Genomic DNA, 12300 nt, shown 5'->3' with positions numbered 1-12300 from the left:
ATACATTGGAGTGAAGTCTTGCCAGCGTCCACAGCTTTGGTTCTCGGTGGTGGCGGTGCCCGTGCGGCCTACCAGGTCGGGGTACTCAAGGCCATAGTCCAGTTCTATCCGCGCAACCATGGCATTCCCTTCAAGATTGTCTGTGGCACCTCGGCCGGGGCCATCAATGGCACCTCCATAGCCACCCATGCCTCCTGTTTTCATCTGGGGGTACGCAAATTGGAGTGGGTCTGGCGTCACTTTGAAACCAGCAAGGTGTATCGCTCTTCCATCCCCGGGGTGCTGGCCCATTTAGGCCGCATGGCGTTGCGGGGCATGCAACACGACAATGTCAACAGTGATGCCGGCAGCCTGCTGGACAATGAACCGCTGCGCAAACTGCTGAACGAGCTTATCGACTTTGGCCGCATCGACCGCAATATCCGCAGCGGTGCCTTGACCGCCCTGTCGGTGGACACCTCCTGCTACAACAACTCCCGCTCCGTGACCTTTTTCCAGGCCAATCGCGAACTGGATAACTGGTACCGGGCCAGGCGCAGCGGCGAGCGCAGCAGGCTCAATACCGAACACCTGCTGGCCAGTTCCGCCATTCCGCTGGTGTTCCCGTCCATCAAGCTCAAGCAGCATTATTATGGCGATGGTTCTGTGCACCAGTTGGCGCCGCTGGCAAGCCCCATACATCTGGGAGCCGAGCGGATCATGGTCATCAACCTCGACAGTCCCCACAAGCTGGAGACCCGGGAGCTGGAATACCATCCCAAGACGGCCACCATAGCCGGTCACCTGCTGGACACCATATTTTCGGATACCCTCAACAGCGATCTGGAACGGCTGGAGCGAATAAACAACACGCTGCAGCTTATCCCCCAGGAAAGTCGCGAGCGTCTGTCGCTGCGCCCCATTACTACTCTGGTTATCAAGCCCAGCGAGGATCTGAGCCAGATGGCGGCCCGTTATTATCAGGACATGCCGTTTGCGATCCGCACCCTGCTGAGTTTTATCGGTATCGACAAGGAATCGGACTCCAGTATCGTGTCCTACCTCTTGTTCGAAAAGGCCTATACCAGCGCCCTGATAGAGCTTGGCTATCAGGATGCCATGTGCCAGATTGATGAAATAAAAGCCTTTTTCAGGCTTTGATTCAAAGATTGCCTGGTACGCTTGGGGCTGAAATCACGAAGTACACTCAAGAGCTGAGCAGATAGGCCTCGGCCTTTTCTATGCGTCTGGGTTTGCCGAGCAGAATCAGCACATCGCCGGCCCGCAGTTTCCAGCTGAGATCCGGATTATCGATTTCCTGACCGCCACGGCGTATGGCCCTGAGCTCCACCCTGAGCTTGTCCCAGGGAATATCCGCCAGGGTATAACCCACCATGGAGGCACCTCGGGGCAGCGCCACCGCGTGCAGCAGCTCCAGGGTAAAGTCCGTCTCTGTGCCGGAGAAAAAGCCGTGCAGGTATTGATAGTGATTGCGCCGCTCCGACTCCAGGCGCTTTAGAATACGGGTCAGGGGCACACCGCACTGGTACAACACCTGGCTTACCAGCATCAAACTGCCCTCAAGTGACTCGGGGATCACCTGACTGGCACCGGCCTTTTCCAGCATGCTGAGGGAGGTATCGTCCCGGGTGCGCACCAGAATCTTGGCCTCCGGCGCCAGCTCCCGGCACAGGTGCAATACCTCTTCCATGATCCTGTGCTCGCAAAAGGTCACCACCACCATCTTGGCCTGACGGATCCCCACCTGTTTAAGCAGGCTGCGTTTGCAGGCGTCGCCGAAAAAGACCGGCTCGCCGCCGCGCCTGGCCTCGGAAACCCGGGTCGGGTCCAAATCCAGCCCCCGATAGGGTACGCCTTCGGCCCGCAGGAAACGGGCTATGGTCTGCCCCACCCTGCCGTAGCCCAATATCAGTACCAGCTCGGGATGCTCGTCGGTCAGCACAGGCACAGTCTCCTTGCTGCCGCGACTGCGGATCCCCATCAATATCCTGGGGATCTCCTGGGCATGACGCACCAGGGCTGGCGCCAGGCCCATGGACAGCACCGCCACCATCACCAATATGGTGCTGGTGTCCCGGTCGAGCAGCTGATAATTCACCGCCAGCGCCAGCACCACAAAGCTGAACTCCCCCACCTGGGCCAGGGTCAGCGCGGCGGCAAGGGCGATTTTAAAGGGCTCCTTAATGAGCTTGAGCATGCCATAGACAATAAGCGCCTTGCCGAGCACCACGGCCAGCAGCAGCAGAATAATCTGCCACCAGTAGTCCAGCACCAGGGCAAAGTCGAGCAGCATGCCGATGGAGATAAAGAACAGTCCCATCAGAAGATCGCGGAATGGCCGGATATCGGCCTCCAGCTGGCGCCGGTACTGGCTCTCCCCCAGCAGCATACCTGCCATAAAGGCCCCCAGGGCCATGGATAAGCCCAGCCATTGGGTAAAGGCGCCGGTGAGTAAGGCCACCACCAAAGTCGAGAGCACGAAGAGTTCGTTGGAGCGTGAGCGGGCCACTTCATCAAAGGCCTTGGGCAAGGCCCATTTACCAAAGGCCATCAGCGCCATAAAGGCCACCAGCCCCTTGCCGAGGGACCAGAATATGCTTTGCAATGACAGGGGTTCACTGTTGCCATCGAGCAAGGGCAACAGGATCAGCAGGGGAACCACGGCCAGATCCTGGAACAAGAGCACGCTCACCGACAACTCACCGTGGCGGCGCCTGAGCCAGCCCTGCTCGTTGAGTAACTTGAGTACTATGGCGGTGGACGACAGGGCAATGGCCGAGCCTATGACCAGGGCCTGAACAACGCCCTGCCCCAAGGCCATGGCCAGCACCATCACCAAACCCGTGGTTACCAGCACCTGGGCACTGCCAAGGCCAAATACGGTGCGGCGCATGGCCCAGAGTTTGGGGACGGAAAACTCCAGCCCCAGGGTAAACATCAGCAGCACCACCCCAAGCTCGGCGACTGACTGCATCTGGTGCTGGCTGAACCAATTGAAGCCCCCCGGACCACTGACCACCCCTGTCAGCAGATAGGCCAGGATTGCCGGCAATCCCAAACGCCTGAGCAAGGCAATGGCCGCAATGGCGATCACCAGCATAAACAGAACTTGCATCAGAGTGCCATTTTCCATCAGGCGTCCTTAGTCAATTTTCCGTCGCGGCCCGGTGGCCCCCATAATGGCAACCGGGCATTGATATCAGCTTAACTGAATGACAAATAAAGACAAATTAAATAACTTCGAGATTGGGCATGGATATTGCTTGAATGTGACCATTACCGCTTCCTGTTCTGCTGGAGTAATAGTATGGACTTAGGTTTCGTTCAAGAGTTGGGCCCCGAGAGCTTTGGCTTCAGCACTGATGTGCTGACGCGGGAATCCTGCCCGACGCCGGATCTCAGCCAGCTGCTGCAAATCACCCGCCAGCTGCATTCAAGTTTAGATCCCCGGACAGTCTTTGCCTGCTACGGCAAAGTGCTGGGGCAATACTTGCCGCTGCTGGGGCTCCAGGGGTTGTTCCCGGAACTGCAGCTGAGTTGGGGCAAACGCCTGGGCACCGCCTTTGAACGTCACCTGGGTCTGGAAGACATGGAAGACGCCAGGTTGCAATACCATTGGCAAAGACCCCTGTCCCCCCGGGAGCTGAGTCTGCTGATTGAACTGGAAGGCCTGCTGAGCCAACCGCTGGTCAACGCCATACGCTATTTCAGGATGTCGGAACAGGCCATGTTTGACTCACTTACCGGCCTTGGTAACCGCCACTACTATGGTCAGTGCTTTAAACAGGCCCTGGCCCGCACCAGCCGTCACCATGACGACCTGAGCCTGGTGATCCTGGATCTGGACAACTTCAAACAGCTCAACGATGCCTATGGCCACCAGTTCGGTGATGCCGTGCTGCGCCAATTCGGCACCATGCTCAAGCAGGTGATACGCAACACGGACCAGGCGTTCCGTATCGGCGGCGATGAATTTGTGGTGCTGGTGCGCGGCGACGTGGCCTCAGTGGCCATACTCTGTGAGCGTATTCTCGACCGCATGGCCTCGGAAGGCTTTTTTGCCCGCAATCAAATTCGCACCAGCATAGGCGCAGCGCAACTGCGCGCCGGTGAAAATCAGGATCAAGTATACGAGCGGGCCGACAGAGCCCTTTATCAGGCCAAGGCCGCCGGTCGCAACTGCTACCGCCTGGAACTGGCAGCCTGACGCAGAATCGATATTAAGGGGTCTCACAGACCCCTTAATTGTATGCGGCGCAAAAATTCTGTCATCACCCTGTCGTAAAGCAGATCGCCGAGAAACAAGTCTTCAATCCCGTGGTCGACGCTGGGATTGTCATTGACCTCAATCACACAGGCGCGGCCATTCACCGCCTTGGCATCGACCCCGTAAAAGCCGCTGCCTATCAGGTTGGCGGCCTTGAGTGCCACATCCAGCACCGCCGAGGGGACCTGTTTGAGATCCACTGCATCGAAACCACCGCTGGAAATCCTGCCGCTCTGATGGTGTTGGTAAATCTGCCAATGGCCCCGGCTCATGTAGTAACGACAGGCGTAAATGGGCTGCCGGTTCAATACCCCGATGCGCCAGTCAAATTCGGTGGGCAGGTATTCCTGGGCCAAAATCAATGAGCTGTGTTCAAAGATGCGCTGGGCCTGAGTGCGCAGTTCCTCCACGGTTTTGACCTTGACCACCCCCAGGGAAAAGGCGCCATCAGGCACCTTGAGCACCGCCGGCAGACCAATTTCCTCAATCACTATCAGCTCCCAATTCTGCATGCTTTCCATGATCACCAGGCTCTTGGGGGTCGATACCTTGTGATTGGCCAGCAACTCGCTCAGAAATACCTTGTTGGTGCACTTCATGATGGACTCGGGATCGTCCATCACCACCAGCCCCAACTGGGCGGCGGTCTTGGCAAAGCGATAGGTGAAATTGGCAATATTGGTGGTGGCGCGGATAAACAGGCCGTCGTATTCGCCAAGACGGGACAGGTCGTCAGGCCCTATGATGTTGAGATCCATGCCAATGCGATTGGCGGCCTTGATAAAGCGCTTCAAGGCGCCCTTGTCCGAGGGCGGCATCTTTTCCTGTTCATCCACCAGCATGGCTATCTCGTAGCGAAAGCGCCGCGACGGCTTGGGGGCCCGCCACACCTTGCGGGCAAAGATTTCCAGATATTTGGCAAATTCGTCCTGTTCGCTGTCGCTGAGTTCCTGGAACGGAAAAGGCGCAATCTTCAGCACCTGCCACTTGTCCGCCACCAGTGCCAGCTCAACCGTCAGCACGGGCACGGTAAAACGTTCGAAAATCTTGCGGCCGATGCGCTCCAGCCCCGGCTTGTCGCAGCGGCCAAAATACAGTTTGAAACTCAGGACCTCGTCCTGGGGCGGCAGTTTGTCGAGCCCTGCCTGGGGCAGACTGAAGAAGCGGTCCTGACTGAGGTCGTTAATGGTCATCACGCTGGGGATCACCCTGTGACCGCGGGCCTCAGCCAGCAAAGAGCAGTAATAACCGCTGCTGAGATAGTCGTAACTGCGGCAGAGATTGAGTACCTGGGTGACCCCCTGACCGGCATAGGCTCCGGCCTGCAGATAGTCATTGACCGGCACCATGGAATCACTCGGCAGGTAGGGGCGCCAGTCGCTCGCGTCATCCGTTACTATCAGAAATTGCGCCATAAATAGCCATTGCCTCCTTTGCCTTTCCAAGAGTAGAGTGTGGTATCCCATGGCCAATTCGCCAAGAGGCCCGAGATGCAAATTCGCCAGGCCACCCTCAATGATGCCTCCGCCCTCAACCTGCTGGAATGGAACGTATTTCCCGGTGACAGGATAAGTCCCCGGCAGATGCGACGTTTTATCCAATCCAGCCATGCCTGCATGTTGGTCGCCGAGGAAGACGGTCAATTGGCTGGTTACAGCCTGGTGCTGTTCCATCGCGGCACCCACCTGGCCAGGCTCTACTCCATAGCCACCTCCCAGGCGTTTCGCGGCAAAGCGGTTGGTTTGACTTTGCTGCAGGCCAGCGAACGGGAAACCGTCGAGCGCGGCTATATCACCTTACGCCTGGAAGTGCGCAGTGACAATGAGGCCGCCATCAATCTGTATCAAAAAAATGGTTATAAGGTACTGAAAACCCTGATCCATTATTATGATGACCTGGCAGATGGCATTCGCATGTACAAGCGTCTGACTCCTCCCGGGCCGCAGATCATGCTCAACCTGCCCCTCTATGCCCAGACCACTGCCTTCAGTTGTGGTCCCGCCTGCCTGCTGATGAGTTTTGCCTGCCTGACACCAGAGTTTGTCCCCAGCCGCCAGATTGAGCTGCAACTGTGGCGTGAGGCCACCACCATCTACATGACCAGCGGTCATGGTGGCTGCAGCGCCCACGGTCTGGCATTGGCGGCACTGAACCGAGGTTACGGGGTGGCCCTCTATTGCCAGTCGGACTCTGTGCCCTTTGTGGATTCGGTACGGGATGACAACAAGAAGGCGGTGATCCGCCTGGTGCATGAGGATTTTGTCGAGCAGCTCAAAGCACACGGGATTGAAAGCCAGGCTTGCGCCCCCGGCACAGATGAATTGAAAGCCTGGTTGGCCGAAGGTTGGTGCGTACTGATGTTGGTAAGCACTTACAGATTCAACGGCGAAAAAGGCCCCCACTGGATAGTGCTGAGCGGCTGCAACGAGCAGTATTTTTTCTTTCACGACCCCAATGTGGAGCAGCGGGCCGACGCCATTGCCGCGGCCCACGTGCCCATCAGCCAGAGTGAACTGGCGAGCCTGGTGCGCTACGGCCGTCAGCGGCAGGTATCTTATCTGGTGATTAAACCCAAGAACGGTGGTTGATTAAGCCCCCAAAAGCGGCGGCGGGCTGGAGCGGCTCTGAGTTAAGCCAGACACAGGCGCCAGGCGATATCCCCTGGCTTGGCAAGGGCCGATTTCTCCAGCCACAGACCGGCGGCGGCCAGCAGTTGCCCGCTGGCAGATATGTCAGTGTTCACTGACAGGCCAAGCATCAGCATGGGCACCGAGGCCCGTTCCCAGGGCGGCACCCCCAGCTCCTGCCAGACTTTTTTAAGCTCCCGTCCCTTTTCCCTGTGATGGGGCCGGGTGCGGGTGCTGCCGGGCAGGCCAAAGACTATCTGCAACTCTGTCTCCCCGGCCATGTCACTTAGCCCGGGCTCACCGGGGGTGGCAGGCTCCAGCCAAAGACGGCGGCCATCGGCAAGCGCTATGCCCTGCTTCAGGGCGGAAAAGGTCACGGCAACAGGCGCCGAACTCACATCATCAAGGGTCGCATTGGCAAGCACAGGAGGCAGAGCCGGGGCCAGTGCATAGGCGCAGCCCTGGAAACGGCGCAGCTCCAGCCCCTGAAACCTCAGGTGCACAGCCGCATCTTCCCGGGCGCCGAGCAATTGCTTGAGCGCATCCTGCAGCTGCAGTTGGGACGGCAGCGGCAAGCCGTTAAGCTCAATAAAACCGCGCAGCAGCTGCTCCTGCCACAATGGCTCCTGCTCTGCCAGCGCCGTGAGGCAAAGGCGTAAGCTTCCATCCCTTTGCAACATGGGTTCGAGGCGTTTACGCATTTCCGCATCCAACAACTGCTGTTGGGACGCGCACAGGGCGGCGCTGCGGGCGCTGGTCTGGGCAAAGGCCGGCCAACGCTGCTTCAACAGCGGGATAATTTCGTGGCGCAGGAAATTGCGGTCAAAGCGGGTGTCGCTGTTGCTCTCATCTTCGATATGCACCAGTCCCAGCGCCTCGACCGTCTGCTCCATATCACTGCGGGACAGCCCCAGGAAGGGCCGCAGCTGCCAGCAGTTGGCCGCATCCTCGCTGTTAGCAAGGGTAAGGGGTTGCACCAGTCCCATGGCCGCCAATCCCTTGGGGCCCTGACCGCGCTTGAGGGCCAGCAACAGGGTTTCCAGCTGATCGTCCTCATGGTGGGCGGTCAGCAGCACATCGCCGGGGCCCAGCAGGGACAGCAGCGCCCGATAACGCTTGTCCCGCGCCTCGGCTTCCAGGCTCAATCCCTTGTCCCTGGCCAAGGTGACCCGCAATTCCTGAAACTGCAGACCATAGTGTGCCGCGCTATTCTGGCAGTGGCTGGCCCAGGCATCGGCGTTAGGGCTCAGACCATGGTGCACATGGGCGGCGATACATTGGATGTCCGGATGGCGTTTGGCGAAGTCACCAAGGGCACAGGCCAGCAGTTCTGAGTCGAGACCGCCGCTGTAGCCAAGCACTATCCGCACAGGCCGTTTGGAGAGGTGTGGCTCGCTTTCATCCTGGGGAATGGCACCCAGGGCGCTGTCAATCAGGGCCGAAAGCGCACTCAGTTGCAGGGCGGGCATCAGAGCGGGCATCAGAAGACTATCCTGACCTTGTCCGGCCCCAGCAGGGTTTGCAGCGCCAGCACCAGCTCGTCACTGGGGTTGACGCGCCAATCGTCACCGAGGCGGAACTGGCCCGAGGCCTGGGCCTGACGGTAATTGATCAGCATGGGCACGGCGCCCTGGCGCCAGGGCCCAACCAGCTCGGCGAACTTGTCCAGCAGAGCTGGGGCTATGGCCTCGGCATCAAGGTCCACCTCCAGCGCGGTGGCAAAATGGCTGCGGGCCTCGCTGATGTCTATGATATTGCGCGCCGTCATGCGGTTGCCGCCGGAGAAATCATCAAAGCTGACCTCACCCTCACAGATAAGGATCCTGTCCTTCTCCAGCAGGTGATTGAATTTCTCGAACGCCTCGGTAAACAGCATCACTTCCAGGCGGGCGCTCTTGTCATCCAGGGTCACCAGACCCATCTTGGAGCCGCGCTTGGTCAGCATCACCCTGGTGGCCACCACCAGGCCCGCGGCCTTGACGGTTTTGCCGCGCTCGGTGGGGTGTATGTCCTTGAGCCTGCCGGAGGTGTAATGCTTGAGCTCCTTGATGTACTGGTTGATGGGGTGGCCCGTGAGGTACAGACCTAAGGTTTCCCGCTCCCCTTCGAGCCAGATCTTGTCCGGCCAGGGGGTACATTCAACAAATTGCTGTTTGCCATCCTGGGGCTCGCTGTTGAGCAGGCCGAACATGTCATGCTGGCCTATGGCCTCGGCCTTGGCGTGCTGATCGGCGGCGCGGATGGCTTCGGGCAAGGTCGCCATCATGGCGGCGCGATGTGGCCCCAGGGCATCGAGGGCGCCCGAGCTTATAAGTTTCTCTATCACCCGCTTGTTGAGCTTTTTCAGGTCCACCCGGGCGCAGAAGTCGAACAGGTCCTTGAAGGGACCGGCCTCGCGGGCCTCAAGAATGGCCTCCACCGGGCCCTCGCCCACGCCCTTGATGGCACCTATGCCGTAGACGATATTGAGATCTTCATCCACGGTGAACTTGAACTGGCCCTTGTTGACGTCCGGCGGGATCAGCGGCAAGCCCATGCGCTCACACTCGTCCACCAGGGTCACTATCTTGTCGGTGTTGTCCATATCGGCGGACATTACCGCGGCCATAAACTCCGCCGGATAGTGGGTCTTGAGCCACAGGGTTTGGTAGGACACCAAAGCATAGGCGGCCGAGTGGGATTTGTTGAAGCCGTAACCGGCGAATTTCTCCACCAGGTCGAAGATCTTCATCGCCAGTTCGCCGTCGACGCCGTTGTTTTCGGCCCCGCTTTTGAACACGCTGCGCTGCTTGGCCATCTCCTCGGGCTTTTTCTTACCCATGGCGCGGCGCAGCATGTCGGCGCCGCCCAGGGTATAGCCGGACAGGGTCTGGGCAATCTGCATCACCTGTTCCTGATAGAGGATGATGCCGTAGGTGGGTTCGAGGATGGGCTTGAGGCACTCGTGCTGCCACTGGCTGTCCGGATAGGAGATCTCCTCGCGGCCGTGCTTACGCTCGATAAAGTTATCCACCATGCCCGATTGCAGCGGCCCCGGACGGAACAGGGCCACCAGGGCGATCATGTCTTCGAAGCAGTCCGGCTGCAGCCGTTTAATCAGATCCTTCATGCCGCGGGATTCCAGCTGGAACACCGCCGTGGTTTCGTAGCGCTGCAAGAGGGCGAAGGATTTTTTGTCATCAAGCGGAATGGCTTCAATCCGCACCGGCTCTTTGCCCATGCGCTTGAGCCTGGGGTTAATCATCCCCAGGGCCCAATCGATAATGGTCAGGGTCCGCAGACCCAAAAAGTCGAACTTCACCAGCCCGGCGTATTCCACGTCGTTCTTGTCGAACTGGGTGACCGGGTTATTGCCCTCGGCGTCGCAGTACAGGGGTGAGAAGTCGGTGATCTTGGTGGGCGCAATCACCACGCCCCCCGCGTGCTTGCCGGCGTTACGGGTCACGCCCTCGAGCTTACGGGCCATGTCGATAAGGTCTTTCACTTCCTCATCGGCGTCATAGGCCTCCTGCAGCCCCGGCTCCACCTCGAAGGCCTTGGCCAGGGTCATGCCGGGCTCCGGCGGTATCATCTTGGAGATCCGGTCCACAAAGCCGTAGGCGTGGCCTAGCACCCGGCCAACGTCGCGCACCACGGCCTTGGCGGCCATGGTACCGAAGGTGATGATCTGCGATACCGCCTCGCGGCCGTAGAGTTCGGCCACGTGGTCAATCACCTCGTCGCGCCTGTCCATGCAGAAGTCGACGTCGAAGTCGGGCATGGATACCCGCTCGGGGTTAAGGAAACGTTCGAACAGCAGGTCAAATTCCAGCGGGTCGAGGTCGGTAATTTTCAGGGCATAGGCCACCAAAGAACCCGCGCCCGAGCCCCGCCCCGGCCCCACGGGAATGCCGTTGTCCTTACCCCACTGGATAAACTCCATCACGATAAGGAAGTAGCCGGGGAAGCCCATCTGGTTGATAACCTTGAGCTCCACATCCAGGCGCTCGTCGTACTCGCCGCGCCTCTCGGCCCGCACCTGCGGATCGGGAAACAGGAATTCCAGCCGCTCTTCCAACCCCTGTTTGGAGCGGGCCACCAGAAAATCTTCGATGGACAGATCGCCGGTGGGGAAATTGGGCAGAAAGTATTCCCCCAGGCGCACAGTCACGTTACAGCGCTTGGCAATCTCCACCGTATTTTCGAGGGCTTCGGGGATATCGGCAAACAGCTCGCACATCTCATCGATGGAGCGCAGATATTGCTGATCGCTGTATTTCTTCGGCCGGCGGTTATCGGCCAGGGTGAAACCATCAGAAATGGCGACCCGGATTTCGTGGGCCTCAAAGTCGTCCGGGGTCAGGAACACCACCTGGTTGGTGGCCACCACGGGCAGGCCCCACTCGGCGGCGTGGGCCACCGCCATGTGCAGGTAGCGCTCCTCATCGGCACGGCCGGTTCGGATAAGCTCGATAAAATAGCGATCCGGGAAATGGCGCTGGTAAAACTCGCTCAAGGACGCCGCCTGGGAGGCGTTGCCCTTCAGCAGTGCCTTGCCCAAATCCCCTTCGCGACCACCGGAGAGCAGCAAAATGCCCTCGTTGAATTCCAGCAACCATTCCTGATCCAGCGCCACCCTGCCCTGCACCTGGCCACGCAGGTAAGCCCGGCTGATCAGCTGAGTCAGGTTCTGGTAGCCCGGGTTGTCCATGGCAATGACGGTCAGGGCGCAAAACTCGCCCTCAAACCCCGGCACCAGCACCCAAAAATCGGCACCGATAATGGGCTTGATACCCTTGTCATGGCAGGTACTGTAAAACTTCACCAAACCACAGAGGTTGTTCTGATCCGTCAGCGCAATCGCCGCCATGCCTTCGGCCTCGGCCTTGCCGAGTATGGGCTTGACCTTGGCCAGACCATCGGTCATGGAGAAGTCGGAGTGCACGCGCAGGTGGACAAACTTGGGCTGAGACATGGGCAATAAAGGCTTTTATGGCACGAAAAATCAATGGAGAAAGATAACATGGCAGCCAAGGACAACAAAAGGCTTAACTGCCGCTTTGTCCACCAGTCCGGGGATTATGTTGGCGGAATCGCCAACGGGGTATGAATAAGGTCACTTGCCGGGGGCAAAGTGACCTTGAGGGTGCCGGTCGAGTTTGAACCGTTTACCTGGCTGGTGCATATCACCAGCACCGGCAAGCCACAGAAATGAGTACTTGCCACATAAGTACCTTGGCTATTGGTTCATATCGTCTATAGGCGCATGGAAACAAGAAACTTGCAGAAACAAAAGGCTGCCACAGTCACTTGTTAAGTTTTGCAGCTACTCTCTTTTTACTTCAAGAGTGATTATTTTCGGCCAAAAATAAGAGAAGCATTTACTTACGACTAGGTAGGCTACTATGAAGAAAAGTATTTTATAAA

The 12300-nt window shown here is 58.6% G+C and carries 7 protein-coding genes; 3 read left to right on the top strand and 4 right to left on the bottom strand.

Annotation, left to right across the window (positions count from 1 at the left end; translation table 11 throughout):
- Nucleotides 1–18: 18 nt before the first annotated feature.
- Nucleotides 19–1140 (top strand): patatin-like phospholipase family protein, encoded by a 1122-nt coding sequence (locus JYB84_RS05545; protein ID WP_207322435.1) that lies wholly within the window; start codon nt 19–21, stop codon nt 1138–1140.
- Between the two features lie 46 nt (nt 1141–1186).
- Here JYB84_RS05545 and JYB84_RS05540 read toward each other — a convergent pair whose 3' ends face one another.
- Entirely contained in the window at nt 1187–3133 is a 1947-nt protein-coding gene (locus tag JYB84_RS05540; RefSeq protein ID WP_207322434.1) for a monovalent cation:proton antiporter family protein, read from the bottom strand.
- A 174-nt stretch (nt 3134–3307) separates the two neighbouring features.
- Between JYB84_RS05540 and JYB84_RS05535 the strand changes: the two genes are divergently transcribed.
- Nucleotides 3308–4207: a GGDEF domain-containing protein gene (locus JYB84_RS05535; RefSeq protein ID WP_207322433.1), complete on the top strand. Its 900-nt coding sequence runs from the start codon at nt 3308–3310 to the stop codon at nt 4205–4207.
- Between the two features lie 23 nt (nt 4208–4230).
- Here JYB84_RS05535 and JYB84_RS05530 read toward each other — a convergent pair whose 3' ends face one another.
- Nucleotides 4231–5682, bottom strand: a complete 1452-nt coding sequence (locus tag JYB84_RS05530; protein ID WP_207322432.1) for a RimK family protein — start codon at nt 5680–5682, stop codon at nt 4231–4233.
- A gap of 75 nt (nt 5683–5757) precedes the next feature.
- On the opposite strand from JYB84_RS05530, the gene JYB84_RS05525 reads away from it, so the two are divergent.
- Entirely contained in the window at nt 5758–6855 is a 1098-nt protein-coding gene (locus tag JYB84_RS05525; protein ID WP_207322431.1) for a GNAT family N-acetyltransferase/peptidase C39 family protein, read from the top strand.
- A gap of 41 nt (nt 6856–6896) precedes the next feature.
- Here JYB84_RS05525 and tilS read toward each other — a convergent pair whose 3' ends face one another.
- Both tilS and dnaE read right to left on the bottom strand, forming a co-directional pair.
- On the bottom strand, nt 6897–8375 hold the full coding sequence (gene tilS, locus JYB84_RS05520) for a tRNA lysidine(34) synthetase TilS (protein WP_207322430.1): 1479 nt from the start codon (nt 8373–8375) through the stop codon (nt 6897–6899).
- Entirely contained in the window at nt 8375–11848 is a 3474-nt protein-coding gene (gene dnaE / locus JYB84_RS05515) for a DNA polymerase III subunit alpha (RefSeq protein ID WP_207322429.1), read from the bottom strand. Before dnaE ends, tilS begins: the two co-directional genes overlap by 1 nt.
- Nucleotides 11849–12300: the final 452 nt, after the last annotated feature.

Source organism: Shewanella cyperi (assembly GCF_017354985.1).
Taxonomy (GTDB): Bacteria; Pseudomonadota; Gammaproteobacteria; order Enterobacterales; family Shewanellaceae; genus Shewanella; species Shewanella cyperi.
This window is presented reverse-complemented; position numbering and strand designations above follow the sequence as displayed.